Origin of the sequence: Providencia sp. PROV252 (assembly GCF_033676005.1) — a bacterium.
GTDB classification, from domain to species: Bacteria; Pseudomonadota; Gammaproteobacteria; order Enterobacterales; family Enterobacteriaceae; genus Providencia; species Providencia vermicola.
Genome location: NZ_CP096294.1, coordinates 77,051 through 93,979, shown reverse-complemented (window position 1 = coordinate 93,979; position 16,929 = coordinate 77,051). Strand labels below are relative to the sequence as shown.

The window sequence follows — 16,929 nt, the reverse complement described above, 5'->3', positions numbered from 1 at the left end:
AATGGTATTCTAAATCTGTTAAAGACCATGCTAAACAATGCATTAGGCAATAACGACGGCTCAAATATAGAAACCTGTAATTGAAAATGTGGCACTTTGTTCGCTTAGTGCCACATTTATATAGTTGCAATCCTAGTTGATGTGTTGAGATAATTTTCCTATCTGATCTCACATCATCACTAATGAGGTTTCAGTTTAGGTCCCGCTGCTAATTTTTTATTGGCGGGGCGGGTTCATTAACGAATAATCGTAGTAATACCAAAAAACATGGCAGAGAAACGCAATATCTTTCTGGTTGGACCGATGGGCGCTGGCAAAAGCACTATTGGCCGTCAGTTGGCACAACAGCTTAATATGGAGTTTTTCGACTCTGATCACGAGATAGAAAAACGCACCGGCGCGGATGTCGGCTGGGTATTCGACCTTGAAGGCGAAGAAGGCTTTCGTGATCGCGAAGAAAAAATCATCAATGAACTCACAGAGAAACAAGGCATTGTATTAGCGACAGGTGGCGGTTCTGTTAAGTCTAAAGAAACCCGTAACCGTTTATCCGCTCGCGGTGTCGTTGTCTATCTCGAAACCACAATTGAGAAGCAACTTTCTCGTACACAACGTGATAAAAAACGACCACTGCTACAGGTTGATGAACCTGCGCGTGAAGTACTCGAGAAATTGGCTGACGAACGCAACCCTATGTATGAAGAAATCGCAGATATTACTATTCATACGGATGAACAAAGCGCCAAAGTCGTTGCTAGCCAAATCATCGAAATGTTAGAAAAAAACTAATTTATCATCGTGTTATTTTGTCAGTAATGAATTCAAGGTAGAACAAGATGGAAAAGGTCACCGTTACGCTGGACGAACGCAGTTATCCAATCAATATTGCCCCTGGGTTATATAACCAAACAGGTGCATTTTGGCCATTAGCTGCAGGTCAACGAGCAATGATAGTGACAAACGAAACACTGGCACCCATTTATCTTGAGAAGATAAAACGTGTTCTAGAGGCTTCTGGTGTCAAAGTGGATTCCATCACCCTACCCGATGGCGAACAGTATAAATCATTGTTTATTATGAATGATGTATTTACTGCATTACTGGAAAAACACCATAACCGCGATACTACCCTCATCGCTCTTGGTGGGGGCGTTATCGGTGATTTGACAGGTTTCGCTGCTGCAAGCTATCAACGTGGTGTTCGCTTTATTCAGGTTCCAACGACATTGCTATCTCAAGTAGATTCTTCTGTCGGCGGTAAAACCGCAGTCAATCATCCATTAGGGAAAAATATGATTGGGGCATTTTACCAGCCTGCCTCTGTTGTCATCGACCTCGATTGCTTAAAAACACTCCCACCAAGAGAGCTAGCTTCTGGCCTCGCTGAAGTCATTAAATATGGCATCATCCTTGATGGTGAATTTTTCACTTGGTTGGAAAACAATATTGATTCACTGGTTGCTCTGGATAACCAAGCAATGGCTTACTGTATCCGCCGTTGCTGTGAACTCAAAGCACAAGTTGTGGCTGCCGATGAAAAAGAAACCAGTGGCCTTAGAGCATTACTTAACCTAGGCCATACCTTCGGCCATGCTATCGAAGCACATATGGGGTACGGTGTCTGGTTACATGGTGAAGCCGTCGCTGCGGGAATGGTCATGGCGGCTAAAACCGCTGAATTGATTGGCCAATTAACGCCAGCACAAACACAACGCGTTATTACACTGTTAGAACGCGCCTCACTCCCAGTCAAAGGCCCTTCACAAATGAAGCCGGATGATTACCTACCGCATATGATGCGTGATAAAAAAGTGATGGGGGGAAAATTACACTTAATCCTACCAACCACTATCGGGCACTCAGAAATGCGTTCAGATCTTGATTCGCAAACGGTAATTGCCGCAATAACATCCTGTACACCATAAAATTATGACAAAATGGCCTTGTGCATCGCCAAAAACAAAGAAAATGCCTAATTTATACTGGTGTTTTAAAATGTTACTGGTAGATGCAGTTCAAAGTCGTTAAATTATACAGTATGCCTACGCCTCTACACGAACTTCAAAAAAGCATACAAAAAATACCATTCGGGTTAGTATGGTATCGTGAAAGAATCTATGCTTTAAAAGTGAGCAATAAAGCTCTATTTGGTCGTTATAGGTTGTACTGATAAGAGACATTTTATCTCTACTATGGGCAAATTTTATTCGGGAGAGGAAAATGGACGAATTTAAACCAGATAACCAGCCACAAGGTCAAAATGACCTTAGGCCAGATACATCAGATAGGCCAACAGGGCGTTCTCGTCAATCGACGGCTGTAAAACCAAAAATTGCCTTATCACGCCAGCACATCATGATTGGTGTCGGTGTACTTGTTTTATTACTACTGATTATTGCCATCAGTTCTGCATTAAAAGCCCCGACAGAACACGAACGTCAGCAAACAACCAGTAATAATAGTGGGCAAAACATTGATTTATCGGGTTCTTCCTCGTTGACTAATTCTCAAGGTCAAACCCAGCAAGGACAAGCCCAAGAAATTACGGGTTCACAAATCACACCAACCCCAACCCAAGGTGAGCGCCAAACGCAGCCAAATGGTTTAGGTGAGCGAATCGAAATTCCAGGTGATGTTGTTGACGCCTTAAACCAAGGCCAGGTCTCTACACCAGACACAACGCAGCCACAGAATGTGACACCACTGAACCCACCTGTTATGAAGCCTGTTGAGCAACAGCCAACGGTAAAACCTGTGACACCAGAAAGAACACCGCCTAAAACGGTAGAGCCGAAACAACCAGCTCAACCGAAGCAACCTACAAAAGCCGCTGCAACGACCAATAATCAAAGCAGTAATGTTATGTCTGCACCTGCTGGAAGCTATACGCTTCAATTAAGTAGCGCCAGCCGTTCAGACACATTAGAAGCTTTTGCAAAAGAAAACAAACTTGCCAACTACAAAGTTTATAAAACTATTCGTAATGGGCAAACTTGGTATGTTCTTATTCACGGTAACTATAATTCAGTCACTGACGCAAAAAATGCAATAGGGACATTACCTGCTGCTGTTCAAGCGAAAAAACCGTGGGTGAGAAATATGAAACAAGTCAAACAGGATCAAAAATAACAACGTTTTCCCCCGGGCGCATTATGTTGTCCTGACAGAGTAGAAATGCAGTTACTCTAAACGATTGTAATAATAAGACGGCATGAAAAAAAAACGCGCTTTTTTAAAATGGGCTGGGGGTAAATACCCCCTAGTGGAAGAAATTAAAAAACACCTTCCACTAGGCGATTGCTTAATTGAGCCTTTTGTTGGTGCAGGGTCAGTGTTTTTGAATACCAGTTATAATTCATACATACTGGCAGACATCAACAGTGACCTCATCAATCTCTATAATACAGTTAAACACCGAACTGACTTTTTTATTGAAGAAGCCCAGCGCATCTTCACACCTGAATTTAATACCTCAGAACAGTATTATTTGATGCGCGAAGCGTTTAATAACTCCGATGATACGGAAAAGCGCAGCGTGCTTTTTTTATACTTAAATCGCCACTGTTATAATGGTTTGTGCCGTTATAATTCAAAGGGTGAATTTAACGTGCCTTTTGGCCGCTATAAAAAACCCTACTTCCCCAAAGAAGAACTTTTGTGGTTTGCCGAAAAAGCGCAACAAGCCACCTTTATCACCCAGCACTATGGTGAAACCTTGTTAAATGCAAGGGAGGGCTCCGTCATATATTGCGATCCCCCTTATGCACCACTGTCTGAGACCGCTAATTTTACGGCTTACCACACCAATTCATTTAGTGCGCTAGAACAACAAAATTTGGCGATTTTGGCACATAAACTATCAACAGAAAGCAAAATCCCTGTGTTGATATCAAATCATGATACCCCCTCAACCAGAGAGTGGTATCATCAAGCTCAATTGCATATTGTTAAAGTACGTCGCACCATTAGTAGAAATATATTAAACCGTAGTAAAGTCAATGAATTACTGGCTTTATATACGAATGAACTTAATAGCCTTTCTCCTAGAAAAACGAATAAGAAAAAAACGCAACAACCTGTACCTAGCGCTGAATGGCTCTCAGATAACGACTAATACTCGGAGACAATAATGAAAAACTTCCTCATTGCCCCATCTATTTTATCTGCTGACTTTGCCCGTTTAGGCGAAGATACCGCCAAGGTTCTCGCGGCAGGTGCAGATATCGTGCATTTTGATGTTATGGATAACCATTATGTTCCTAATCTGACTTTTGGTGCGCCGATTTGTAAGGCATTGCGTGATTACGGTATTACCGCACCAATTGATGTGCATTTGATGGTAAAACCTGTCGACAGAATCATTCCTGATTTCGCAAAAGCAGGAGCAACACATATTAGCTTTCACCCTGAAGCCAGCGATCACGTTGACCGTTCATTGCAATTAATCAGAGAAAGCGGCTGTACAGCGGGCCTGGTATTTAATCCAGCAACCCCTCTGAGCTACCTTGATTATGTAATGGACAAAGTAGACATGATTTTACTGATGTCGGTTAACCCGGGCTTTGGTGGCCAATCCTTTATCCCACAAACCCTCAATAAATTGCGCCAAGTCCGTAAATTAATTGATGAAAGTGGTTATGATATTCGTTTGGAAGTCGATGGCGGAGTGAAAGTGAATAATATCGCAGAGATTGCCGCAGCGGGTGCCGACACGTTTGTCGCAGGCTCGGCTATTTTCGATCAACCAGATTACAAAACCGTTATCGATGCAATGCGTGTTGAATTACAAAAGGTATCTCAATGACTCAAGTTGTATTAGAGAATATCAAAGCCGTTGCTTTCGATTTAGATGGAACCCTTGTTGACAGTGCAGGTGGCTTAGCAGAAGCCATCGACAACATGCTAAACGATTTTGGTTTCCCCCCTGCGGGCAAAGAACGCGTCTCAGTTTGGGTTGGTAATGGTGTCGATGTCTTAGTTGAACGGGCGCTCACTTGGGCTAATGCCACCATCACCCCTGATTTGCAAAAACAAGCTCGCCAAAGCTTTGATAAATATTATGCCGTGTCTGTCACAACAGGCAGCGAGTTGTTTCCTGAAGTCAGAGAAACGCTCGAACAGTTGGCAAAACATGGGCTACCAATGGGAATTGTGACAAACAAAGCAACTCCCTTCATTGCCCCACTGCTAAAAAAACTGAATATCGACCACTATTTCTCCCTTGTGCTAGGCAGCGATGATGTTAAAGCCTTAAAACCGCACCCTGCTCCCCTTTATTTAACAATGGGGATTTTCGGTTTACGCAAAGAAGAATTGCTTTTTGTCGGTGATTCCCGTAATGATATTATCGCAGCGCGAAACGCTGAATGCCCGTGTGTCGGTCTGACCTACGGTTATAACTATGGTGAATCTATTGCATTGACTGAACCTGACTGCGTGTTAACCCATTTTTCAGGCCTATTACCTGCAATCGGTTTATCTGAAATAAAATAAGCAAGGACATAATTTAAAATGAGCACTCCCACTGAAAAACTAAAGCAATCCCAGAAACCTATCGTATTCAGCGGCGCACAGCCTTCCGGTGAATTAACCATCGGTAACTACATGGGTGCATTACGTCAGTGGGTACAGATGCAAGATGATTTTGACTGCATTTACTGTATCGTTGACCAACACGCAATCACCGTTCGCCAAGACCCAGTCGAACTGCGTAAAAGAACCCTCGATACCCTTGCGCTCTATTTAGCCTGTGGCATTGACCCGAAAAAAAGTACTATTTTCGTACAGTCCCATGTGCCACAACATGCACAGCTCAGCTGGGCACTGAATTGCTACACTTATTTCGGCGAATTAAGCCGTATGACGCAGTTCAAAGACAAATCAGCGCGCCATGCCGAAAACATCAACGCAGGTTTATTTGATTACCCCGTATTGATGGCGGCGGACATTTTGATTTACCAAACTAATCAAGTACCTGTTGGTATCGACCAGAAACAGCACCTCGAACTGAGCCGCGATATCGCACAGCGTTTCAATGCCATTTATGGTGATATTTTCACAGTTCCAGATCCGTTCATCCCAACAGGTGGCGGTGCACGTGTCATGGCACTGCAAGATCCCACCAAGAAAATGTCCAAGTCTGATGACAACCGCAATAACGTCATTGCACTACTTGAAGACCCAAAATCGGTTGTGAAGAAAATCAAACGTGCCATGACAGACTCTGAAGAGCCGCCTCGCATTCGTTATGATTTAGAAAACAAACCTGGTGTTTCCAACTTGCTGGATATCATGGCGGGTGTGACAGGTAAGAAAATTGCAGAATTAGAGGCAGAATTTGAAGGTCAAATGTACGGTCATCTTAAAGGTGCCGTTGCAGAAGCGGTATCTGAGATGCTGACAGGCTTACAGGCGCGTTACCATGAGTTCCGTGATAACGAAGCATTGCTGAACCAAATTATGGATGAAGGTGCCACCAAAGCCGCTGCTCGTGCACAGGAAACCTTGGACAAAGTGTACGAAGCGATTGGCTTTGTAAAACGTCCTCAGCTGTAGTATTCACCGTTTAAATCGGGATCAATGGGGGAAACTATTCCCCCATGTTTATAAGCGCATTAAATACATCATTAGATATTTATGAAATTAATGATGTGCTTATTACACAACTTCGACAGATTAAAGGTCGAATACAATTGCAAATAGCCCGCCTTTATCATTCATAAAGGCGGGCTGATTTAATTTTGTGAGCTAAATATGGGTGTCATCGCGCACTAACGTTCTGAATCTAATTGTTCATTATTTTTCAAAACGTCCTGCGCTTTGCTGTAGCTTTCGATCAGCAATTGATAAGCAGGGAAAATTTGTGTGTACGCCATCGCCCATTCCGCCGCGTCTTCACGGTTCCAAGTTCCTTGCAACTCAGATGCAACTGCCGCCGTATCCATCGGTACTACACCTGCTTGAACCACGCGCGCTAACGTAATTTCTTGCGCCATTTTGCTGTAAGTGCCTGATGCATCAATCACAACAAAAACTTGATAGCCATCCATCACTGCACTAATAGCAGGGAAAGCCATACAAACACTGGTGATGGTGCCTGCAATTATCAGCTGTTTTTTGCCTGTCGCTTTCACAGCTGCAACAAATTCAGGGTTGTCCCACGCATTGATTTCACCACGACGCGCAATATATTGGGCATGTGGTGCATTTTGGTGAATTTCAGGGATCAGAGGACCATTTGGGCCTTGTGGTACAGAAGCCGTAGTAATCACTGGAATTTTTGCCAGTGAAGCCATTTTGGCAAGAACCGCGGCGCGAGCACGCAATTCAGTCATCGGCATATCACCGACCGTTTGAAAAAGCCCGCTTTGGTGATCAATTAATAACATCACTGCATCATCTGGGTTAATAACAGGACGCTGACCATTAAAATTCGCTGGAATACTCATAATAAAGCCTCTCAATCGATGAAGTAAGAAATCTATTTAGAATGAAAAATAGAACGATACTCGCTCTTTTTTCGTGTTATTTAGATTAATTCATCGATTTTAGGCTGAGTAGTCCGAGTTTTGATAAACACTATTCTATAAATAGAACAATACCCCTAACCCTAATTGTTCCTTTATTAGAACAATGAAACCTATTTTTGCTACTACTCGACGTTTTACCACTGCTTTATGATTGGCTCATCAAAACAGAATTAGGAGTCTCACCATGAAAAAAATTATTGGCATCTATCAATCTCCACGGAGCCATTGGGTTGGTGATGGTTTCCCTGTTCGCTCAATGTTTAGCTACAGCAACCACGGGAAATACCTAAACCCTTTCTTACTACTCGATAGAGCAGGGCCATTTGCATTCCCAAGCTCAGATGCCGCGAATCGTGGCGTCGGTGAACACCCACACCGTGGGTTTGAAACGGTCACGATTGTCTATGATGGGGAAGTCGCTCACCACGATTCTACGGGGGAAGGTGGCGTCATTGGCCCAGGGGATGTTCAGTGGATGACGGCAGCATCGGGTATTTTGCACCAAGAATACCAGTCTGATGACTTTATGAAAAAAGGCGGTACCCTTGATATGGTGCAATTGTGGGTCAATTTGCCTGCAAAAGACAAATCTGCCGCACCTGGCTACCAGCTACTGGAAAGCCAAACGATGCCGAACGTCACGCTGCCCAATGACGCAGGCACACTGCGCGTTATCGCAGGGGATTACTTAGGTCATAAAGGGGCAGCAAAAACCTTTACCCCATTAGATGTCTGGGATTTACAGCTCAATAAAGGCAAAACAGTTGGTATTCAGACTAAATCTGGTCGTAATGTAGGATTAGTGATGCTACGTGGCTCGATATTTGTTGATGGGCGTTCTGCCTTAAATGAAGGCGAGCTGATGATCCTTGATGATACGCAGAGCAACATTGTGTTAGAAGCAACAGAAGACGCATTGGTGTTGCTATTAAGCGGCGACCCTATTGATGAACCTGTTGTTGGTTATGGCCCATTTGTTATGAATAGCATGGAAGAAATTAATGAAGCGGTAAATGACTTCAACAGTGGTAAATTTGGTCGTATTCCTGAAACGCAATAAATAACGCATTATCCCTCGGTAGCACTAGGCTATCGGGGGATTTTTATTTCACTAACGGTGAAATATTATCTGCTAAATAATTTAATAATAATTGGATTGATGGCAGTAACCCTTTACGTGACGGATAAACCGCATGAATAATATCTTCAGGGAAACGCCATTCAGGCAACACTTCCACCAGCTCCCCCGACGCAATTTCCTTTTCCACCACCCCATAAGGTAATCTCGCAATACCAACACCTTTCAACGCCGCACGGTACAAGGTCAACACGTCAGTTGTGGCCAATTTAGGGGTGAAATGCTGCGTAAAGCTGAGATCATCGCTATTTTTTAAGGTCAGTGTGTAATTCTGTGAATGTTCTGTATTCGCCAAAATAGGGTAATCCACCAGCTTTTCAGGCTCAACGGGTGCACCTTGCTCTGCAAATAATTGTGGGCTAGCCACCAATATTCGCCGTGAATACCCCAATACTTTCATCATTAGTCCTGAATCATCTAACGGTAATGAACGCACGCGAAGGGCTAAATCCAGCCCTTCACTAATGACATCGACGGGGCGGTTAACGGCTAAAATCTGTATATCGATATCAGGGTATTGCACCATAAAATCAATAAGTAATTCGTTGAGATAAACTTGTAATAACGCAACTGGGCACGATAGCTTTATCGTGCCTTTAGGGTGTGACTGAACAGAACAAATCAATTCATGGGCAACTTCCGCTTCATCCACCACATTTTTACACTGCTGGTAAAATACTTGCCCCACTTCCGTGACATGAAATTGACGTGTTGAGCGGTAAATTAATGAAACATTGAGCTTTTGCTCTAAATCAGCAATACGTCGGCTCAGCTTGGATTTTGGGATCCCTAATGCTAAACCTGCTTGGGAAAAGCCGCCATGTTCGACCACTTTGACGTAGTAATAGAGGTCATTTAAATCATATTGCATCTTACTTTCCCCAATCCTCTTGCGATGTCATTTCGTTATCTTACTCAAAACACAGGAAACGTCACTCTTTTCTGCCCTGCAAACAAAACAAATAGTCTGGTCAGCAAAACAACTAAATCCCTTAAATAAAGCTAAATAAATTACAGTGATAGATTCGCTATGGAGGTTTGTATGTACCGCGCACTTTGGACATTGCTTCGTCCCTACCGCTCAATTTTACTGGTTGCTGTGATTTTACAAGCCATCGCAGGTCTTTGCTCTCTCATACCATGGGTAGCCATCAGCCAAATTGCCGTATCACCCGTTCATCAATATATCCACTGGGTCATTATCGCCTGCATTGGGGGAATAAGCTGGTTAATTTGCCAAACGCTCGCCATGTACCTCACTCACCAAACAGACAACCGTTTGTGCCACCAACTTCAATTACAACTAATTGATAAAATAGGAAAATTACCCTTAAATCACTTCACCCAGCAAGGGAGAGAGGGTATTTCACAGGTGATTGACCGTGATGTGCGCTATCTCCACCAATTAACGGCTCACGCGCCTGCCGATCTCACCAAACTGATGATCGTACCCGTTGTTGCCATACTCATTTTGCTCTGGCAAAACGTATTACTCACACTTTTTTGCCTTACCCCTTTAGTTGCCGCAGTTTTTTTGTTCCGCGCAATGCAAGCACCACGCTACCAACACTTATATACCGCTCGCAATGAAACCATAAGGTACTTCTATAGCCAATATGCTGAATTAGCCGATAACCCTTTACTCGCTAGGCAATACCCAAACCAAGGGATACAAAAACGAGCATCACTCGCACTGAAAGATTTTGAAACCGCTTTTATGCGTTGGATTGGTAAAATTGGTGCATTAAGTTCACTCACCCAAATCGGTATCAGTGCCACCTTACTGTCTTTCTGGGTTGTTTTGGGGGCGATATTGCTTCCCAGCCCCATTTCACTCGCGCAAGTTATTCTATTTATTTTATTAATACAAAGCATAGCTACACCCGTTGCAGCTATGGGGCACGGTGCTGATGCATTAAACCTTGCGGTCAGTGCCTCACAACGTATTGAAAAATTATTGAATGAGCCTGAAATGCACTACGGCAAAAAAACGCTCGATACTATAGCTTGCCACCTCCAACTGACTCAAGTTAGCGTTGTACTTAGTGACAAAACCCTTTTATCTCAAGTTGATATCGATATTGCTAATGGTGAACTCATCATAATAGTCGGGCCTTCGGGTGCAGGAAAAAGTACATTATTACAGCTCATGGCTCGTTTTTTAGACCCTTCACAAGGTACTGTTTTATTTAACCAAATACCGTTACCTGAACTCTCGTTAACCGCGTTAAATCAACAAGTTGCCATTGTAATGCAAAACCCGCAGCCAATGCCCTGCTCACTAAGGGAAAACTTACAGCTTTTCGCCCCTCACGCCACAGAAAGTGACATGAACCACTACCTTGAAGCCCTCAATTTATTGCCACTGGTGCAACAATCCCCTAAAGGCCTCGATAGTGTGATTGGAAAAGAGATGCTGTTATCGGGAGGAGAATCTCAGCGGCTCGCCATTGCCCGAGCTTTATTATCTCCTGCACCATTATTGCTGTTCGATGAACCCACCTCTGCATTAGACCCACAAAATGCTCAACGAGTATTGTCACTACTGCAATCTGACGCGAGAACTTGCGTATTAGTGACTCATCATCTAGGCAGCTTAAACCTCGCTAATCGAGTCTTGCTACTGAAAGAAGGCCAGCTAATTGCCCAAGGTACCCACGAAGACTTAGCAAATACATCAATGGATTATCAGCAATTACTGCGTGCTTTGGAGGAAAACCATGCTTAAATCCTTATTGTATACGGTGCGCAGCGCCATTTTTTGGATGGTATTTGCGGCTATTTTAGATGGGATCTGCGGGTTATTACTGGTATATGTTATTTTCAGTTGGTCATCAGACATCATAGTACCGACGACTTTACTGACGGTATGCAGTCTGATGTCCGTCATGATCACCTTTATTGCCACCCAAAAAGGCTATTTAGCGGGGGGATTAGTGATGCGCTACCTTGCTAACGCGTTAATTCGCCACTTACCCTTGTCATTACAGCCAATAAAAAATGTCAATCACCTAGTGGCTGGGCCTGTTTCACACATTATGTCAGTTCCCGCTCATTTATTGCACCCCATAATTAGCGGACTAATCACGCCATTTACTGTCGTATTAGGCGTATTTCTCTACCAACCTATTTTTGGATGCATACTTTTATTTGTTGGGTTGGTTTTATTATTTACCTTACGCCTTTGCGGACAAAAAATGGCTTTTTTTGAGCAACAAACCCATGCATCTGAACAAGATGTTATTCGCCAACTCGACCAATTTGCACTCCACCAGCCGCTAATCCGGCGAGCTGGGGTAAGCCAGATACAGCACCAACAACTCACCTGTGCATTAACGTCACAGTACCAAACACAAAAACAATTACAGCGCCAAAGTTTGCCATTCCATTTACTATTTTCAGGCACTATACAAATCATTTTTATCGCTTTATTTTATTTAGGTATTCAAAAAATGAACCAGGGTGACATGCCATTGAGCTTATGGTTAGCTGGGATGGTGTTATTAGCTCGGTTTATTGAACCTCTTTGGCTTCTTTCGCATTTAAATCAATCAGTAAGACAAGCAAAACAATCGATTAAACAGGTCGAATCCGCATTGATTACCCCTGAATTAACGTTCCCCTATCGAGCCCCTGCACCTGAAAGTAACGATATCCGTTGCCACCAATTATCTTTCTATAATGATGAAAAGAAACGAATTTTAAATAATCTTACTGTCAATTTTACTCATAATACTTTCACAGCCATCGTTGGCCCATCTGGCGCAGGGAAAAGCACACTCTTAAGCTTACTCGCTCGTCTGCAAGATCCGACTCAGGGTGCCGTCAGTTACGGTAATAAAAACCTGATGGAGTTATCCCAAGAAGCATTATGTTCAAAGCGGGGGGTTTTATTGCAAAACAGCGCGCTATTTCGCGGTAATGTACGCCAAAACCTAACATTAGAAGAGCCTAATATTGATGACCGAGAGGTTAACACTCTGCTTTCACGGTTAAATTTTGAGGATATTCCTGATTTTTTAAACCGAGACGTCGGTGCGAGTGGTATGGCACTTTCAGGTGGGCAAAAACAGCGCCTATGTATTGCACGGCTACTTCTTCGCCATCCAGACATCATTTTAATGGATGAACCAACAGCAAGCCTTGATAACATCAATACTGCGTCAGTGATTGAACTCATTACTCAGGCCACACAACAAACACGTATTGTCGTCACCCATCACCCTCACCTTGCGTGTTTAGCAGATAACATCGTGTATATGGAAGATGGAGAGATTATTGCTCAAGGCAGCCATGCGGAACTTATGACTGGTACGCCTTGGTACCAGCAATTTATCGGTCACTCCTAACTCCGTTTACCAAATAAACGGTGGCTAAATTCTTCAATACGATGATTATCGAGGCGGTTTTGCATCGTTAGGCTCCAACTGGCAGATAACCCCGCTGCACTGAGGAGTCTATGATATAGCTGTTCATCATAAGGGGCGTGAAATGCAATCATTATCGCCTCTTGTACTGAAACCTCACTGTTGCAGCTCAATAGGGTTATTGGTGAATTAGCACTGACATTCCCCGTTTTAATTACGCGATATAACCACCCACAACGGCCGTTGTCTTGCATGATTTGAGCGAAGTTTTCCACACCAGTTAGGCTGTTGAGCTTATAGCAAGGAGAGCGGGGTTGAGTAACCTGAATTCGCGCATCTCCCCATGCATAGATATCGCCAATAAATACATTCTCTTCGGTCATTCCCATCGTGGATATATTTTCACCAAATGTTGATGCCATAAACAAATCGTCTTGTTCAGGATACGCATTTAGCCAAAATTCATAATGGTCACGAGGATAGTGGCAAAGCGCTCTATCAGGCCCGCCATGAAAACGTGTTTCTGCTTGCTCATCGCCCTCTAACCCAAGCTGTCCCAACGCCAATAACCCATCTACCGCATGTTTATGAATCGCACTTCGACCGCAAGATTGCGTTGCTTGGACTTTACCGATAAAGACTTGGGGTAAGAATGACATGGGCGGCGCTCTCCACATAAATTGGTGACGAAGCCCTTATCATAAAGAATGCCAATCGAGATAACAATCAAATGGACAGGAAATAAAAAAGGCGCAGCACCATCGATGCTACGCCCACTTGTGACTTAATTAAAAAGTCTAATTATTTAGCTTTTGCTGCAAAACGTGCCGCTGCTTCGTCCCAGTTAACCACTGACCAGAACGCTTTGATGTAATCAGGACGACGGTTTTGGAATTTCAGGTAATATGCATGTTCCCACACATCTAAACCAATGATTGGGTAGCCTGAAGCGCCAGAAATCGCTTCACCCATTAATGGGCTGTCTTGGTTAGCAGTTGATACAACGGCTAATTTACCGTCATCTTTCAGAACCAGCCACGCCCAACCAGAACCAAAGCGAGTTGCTGCGGCTTTCTCAAATAGCTCTTTGAATGCATCAACGCTACCAAAATCACGCTCGATAGCCGCTTTCAGGTCGCCTTTTAATTCAGTGTTTAATTTCAAACCTTTCCAGAACATGCTGTGGTTTGAGTGGCCACCCGCATTGTTACGCACAAAAGTACGTTGATCAGCTGGAATTTGGTCTAATTTTTGAATGAGAACGTCAATATCAAGACCTGCTAATTCAGGTAATTTTTCTAACGCCGTGTTGGTGTTAGTCACATAGGTTTGATGGTGCTTAGTGTGGTGGATTTCCATGGTTTGCTTGTCAAAATGTGGTTCCAACGCATCATAAGCATAAGGTAAAGCTGGTAATGTATAACTCATTTTATTGTCTCCAGTGACGTAAATACCACTATGTTTCTCATTTTCACCACAAGGTTCATAGGGTATGGCACTTGCGTAGTTTCGCACCTTGTGAATTTCTTTCTATTATAGTTATTTTACTGTTAATGAAAATCATTATCAAACCCATGTTAAAATTGTGGTCTTTTGCATTCCCTATGAGAATTAGTTTATACAGTAACTAATACCAATATCTGCACGATTTATTTTTCTTTACATCCAACAATTTCAATATTTTTAGGTTAATATTTCAATATGGGATTTAGCATCAAATGATAATCCTGCAAATCTCATTACAATTAATACGTGATCTTCCGCGCAAAAGAAAAACAAATTTATATTTCGTGCTTTAGTTAACTATTTTTTGACATAGTATTAACATCTGCAAGGAGATAATAATATGACTCAAATAACTAAACATCCCGTTCCTGCTGAAATTGCAAAAAATGCCCTGATTACAGAACAACAGTATAACGATGAGTACCGACGTTCGATTCAAGACCCTGAAGGATTTTGGGGCGAAAAAGGAAAAATCGTTGATTGGATTAAACCATATACCCGTGTCAAAAATACCTCTTTTGACCCTGGTCATATTGATATCCGCTGGTTTGAAGATGGCACTTTAAATTTAAGTGCAAACTGCTTGGATCGCCACCTGGCTGAAAAAGGCGATCAAGTAGCGATTATTTGGGAAGGCGATGATCCTTCATCGTCAAAAAATGTCACTTACCGCGAACTGCATCATGATGTGAGCCAGTTTGCGAACGTCTTAAAGAAACAAGGCATCCGCAAAGGGGATGTCGTGGCGATTTACATGCCAATGGTCGTCGAAGCGGCGGTCGCCATGCTAGCGTGTGCACGTATTGGTGCTATCCATACAGTCATTTTTGCGGGCTTCTCTCCTGAGGCGGTCTCTGGTCGCGTTATTGACTGTAAAGCGAAGCTGATTATCACCGCAGATGAAGGCTTACGCGCAGGGCGTGCGATTCCATTGAAGAAAAATGTGGATGACGCACTAGCTAACCCGCAAGTCACTACTGTTGCGAATGTCATTGTCTACCAACGTACAGGCAATGTTCCAAGCTGGGTAGAAGGACGCGACTTATGGTGGCATGATGTCACTCAAGGCGTTAGCGCTGATTGCCCACCAGAGGAAATGAGCGCGGAAGATCCGTTGTTCATTCTGTATACCTCTGGCTCAACAGGCAAACCCAAAGGGGTTCTTCACACCACTGGCGGTTATCTGGTTTATGCCACACTCACATTTAAATATACCTTTGACTACCATCCAGGTGAAGTCTACTGGTGTACTGCGGATGTAGGCTGGGTAACGGGTCATAGCTACTTACTCTATGGGCCATTATCCAATGGCGCAAAAACCGTGATGTTTGAGGGTGTGCCAAATTACCCATCCGTTAATCGAATGAGTCAGGTCGTTGATAAGCACCAAGTCAATATTCTTTATACCGCACCAACCGCTATCCGTGCATTAATGGCGGAAGGCGACAAAGCGATTGAAGGTACCGACCGTAGTTCATTACGTATTCTTGGTTCTGTTGGCGAGCCAATTAACCCTGAAGCATGGGAATGGTTCTACAAGAAAATTGGTAACAGCTGTTGCCCTGTGGTCGATACATGGTGGCAAACCGAAACGGGTGGTTTTATGATCACGCCGCTGCCAGGCGCAACGATGTTAAAACCAGGTTCCGCTACATTACCTTTCTTTGGTGTCCGTCCTGCACTCGTGGATAACCTCGGTGAACCTATCGACGGGGCAACCGAAGGTAACTTAGTCATTGTCGATTCATGGCCAGGTCAAGCCCGTACTTTATTTGGCGATCACGAACGCTTCGAGCAAACCTATTTCTCTACCTTTAAAGGCATGTACTTTAGTGGGGATGGTGCTCGTCGTGATGAAGATGGTTATTACTGGATCACAGGCCGCGTTGACGATGTATTGAATATCTCAGGTCACCGTTTAGGAACCGCAGAGATTGAATCCGCCCTCGTCTCACATCCAAAAGTAGCAGAGGCCGCTGTGGTTGGTATCCCTCATAATATTAAAGGGCAGGCAATCTATGCCTATGTCACATTAATATCGGGAGTTGAACCCTCTCCTGAGCTGTACACCGAAGTTCGTAATTGGGTACGTAAAGAAATAGGCCCAATCGCAACGCCAGATGTTCTTCACTGGACGGATTCTTTGCCGAAAACCCGTTCTGGTAAAATCATGCGCCGTATCCTACGAAAAATTGCATCAGGGGACACCAGCAACTTTGGAGACACCTCCACGCTGGCAGATCCAGGTGTTGTCGAAAAACTACTCGAAGAAAAACAGTCTATGAGTATGTCATAACGCCAAAAGGCCAACTCATAGAGGCGGCCTTACATACATCCCAACAAGATGGTTTACTCTAAATAATTCGAGGTGCAGCTAGGCGACAAGCGA

15 protein-coding genes are annotated in these 16,929 nt (G+C 43.5%); 11 read left to right on the top strand and 4 right to left on the bottom strand.

Annotated features, from left to right (window positions below):
* Nucleotides 1–267 precede the first annotated feature (267 nt).
* From aroK to trpS, 7 genes are all read left to right on the top strand, one after another.
* Nucleotides 268–789 carry a shikimate kinase AroK gene (aroK, locus tag M1F05_RS00385; RefSeq protein WP_047756505.1) on the top strand — a complete coding sequence of 174 codons (522 nt, stop codon included), beginning with the start codon at nt 268–270 and terminating at the stop codon, nt 787–789.
* A gap of 47 nt (nt 790–836) precedes the next feature.
* Nucleotides 837–1,925 (top strand): 3-dehydroquinate synthase, encoded by a 1,089-nt coding sequence (aroB, locus tag M1F05_RS00380; RefSeq protein WP_206085205.1) that lies wholly within the window; start codon nt 837–839, stop codon nt 1,923–1,925.
* Nucleotides 1,926–2,220: 295 nt separating this feature from the next.
* Entirely contained in the window at nt 2,221–3,129 is a 909-nt protein-coding gene (locus M1F05_RS00375; RefSeq protein ID WP_206085206.1) for an SPOR domain-containing protein, read from the top strand.
* An 82-nt stretch (nt 3,130–3,211) separates the two neighbouring features.
* The gene (dam, locus tag M1F05_RS00370; RefSeq protein ID WP_206085207.1) at nt 3,212–4,114 is read left to right on the top strand and encodes an adenine-specific DNA-methyltransferase; all 903 of its coding nucleotides are present in this window, start codon (nt 3,212–3,214) and stop codon (nt 4,112–4,114) included.
* Nucleotides 4,115–4,129: 15 nt separating this feature from the next.
* Nucleotides 4,130–4,804, top strand: coding sequence for a ribulose-phosphate 3-epimerase (gene rpe / locus M1F05_RS00365; protein ID WP_206085208.1), 675 nt, complete (start codon nt 4,130–4,132; stop codon nt 4,802–4,804).
* Complete coding sequence (locus M1F05_RS00360) at nt 4,801–5,493, top strand: phosphoglycolate phosphatase (protein ID WP_206085209.1); 693 nt, start codon at nt 4,801–4,803, stop codon at nt 5,491–5,493. The genes rpe and M1F05_RS00360 overlap by 4 nt, the downstream gene beginning before the upstream one ends.
* An 18-nt stretch (nt 5,494–5,511) precedes the next feature.
* Nucleotides 5,512–6,555 (top strand): tryptophan--tRNA ligase, encoded by a 1,044-nt coding sequence (trpS, locus tag M1F05_RS00355; RefSeq protein ID WP_206085210.1) that lies wholly within the window; start codon nt 5,512–5,514, stop codon nt 6,553–6,555.
* 215 nt (nt 6,556–6,770) lie between these two features.
* Here trpS and M1F05_RS00350 read toward each other — a convergent pair whose 3' ends face one another.
* Nucleotides 6,771–7,448, bottom strand: coding sequence for a hydrolase (locus M1F05_RS00350; protein WP_206085211.1), 678 nt, complete (start codon nt 7,446–7,448; stop codon nt 6,771–6,773).
* Nucleotides 7,449–7,713: 265 nt separating this feature from the next.
* Here M1F05_RS00350 and M1F05_RS00345 point away from each other — a divergent pair, with 265 nt between their 5' ends.
* Entirely contained in the window at nt 7,714–8,589 is an 876-nt protein-coding gene (locus M1F05_RS00345) for a pirin family protein (RefSeq protein ID WP_206085212.1), read from the top strand.
* Between the two features lie 43 nt (nt 8,590–8,632).
* Here M1F05_RS00345 and M1F05_RS00340 read toward each other — a convergent pair whose 3' ends face one another.
* Nucleotides 8,633–9,538 carry a LysR substrate-binding domain-containing protein gene (locus M1F05_RS00340; protein WP_206085213.1) on the bottom strand — a complete coding sequence of 302 codons (906 nt, stop codon included), beginning with the start codon at nt 9,536–9,538 and terminating at the stop codon, nt 8,633–8,635.
* 171 nt (nt 9,539–9,709) lie between these two features.
* On the opposite strand from M1F05_RS00340, the gene M1F05_RS00335 reads away from it, so the two are divergent.
* Together M1F05_RS00335 and M1F05_RS00330 are read left to right on the top strand one after the other, a co-directional pair.
* Nucleotides 9,710–11,395, top strand: coding sequence for an ABC transporter ATP-binding protein (locus tag M1F05_RS00335; protein ID WP_206085214.1), 1,686 nt, complete (start codon nt 9,710–9,712; stop codon nt 11,393–11,395).
* On the top strand, nt 11,388–13,016 hold the full coding sequence (locus tag M1F05_RS00330) for an ATP-binding cassette domain-containing protein (protein ID WP_206085215.1): 1,629 nt from the start codon (nt 11,388–11,390) through the stop codon (nt 13,014–13,016). The genes M1F05_RS00335 and M1F05_RS00330 overlap by 8 nt, the downstream gene beginning before the upstream one ends.
* Here the strand turns inward: M1F05_RS00330 and yiiM are convergent.
* Nucleotides 13,013–13,693: a 6-hydroxyaminopurine reductase gene (gene yiiM, locus M1F05_RS00325; RefSeq protein ID WP_206085216.1), complete on the bottom strand. Its 681-nt coding sequence runs from the start codon at nt 13,691–13,693 to the stop codon at nt 13,013–13,015. The genes M1F05_RS00330 and yiiM overlap by 4 nt on opposite strands.
* 142 nt (nt 13,694–13,835) lie before the next feature.
* Nucleotides 13,836–14,462: a superoxide dismutase [Mn] gene (gene sodA / locus M1F05_RS00320; RefSeq protein WP_206085217.1), complete on the bottom strand. Its 627-nt coding sequence runs from the start codon at nt 14,460–14,462 to the stop codon at nt 13,836–13,838.
* Between the two features lie 418 nt (nt 14,463–14,880).
* On the opposite strand from sodA, the gene acs reads away from it, so the two are divergent.
* Nucleotides 14,881–16,836: an acetate--CoA ligase gene (gene acs / locus M1F05_RS00315; protein WP_206085218.1), complete on the top strand. Its 1,956-nt coding sequence runs from the start codon at nt 14,881–14,883 to the stop codon at nt 16,834–16,836.
* The last annotated feature ends 93 nt before the right edge of the window (nt 16,837–16,929 follow it).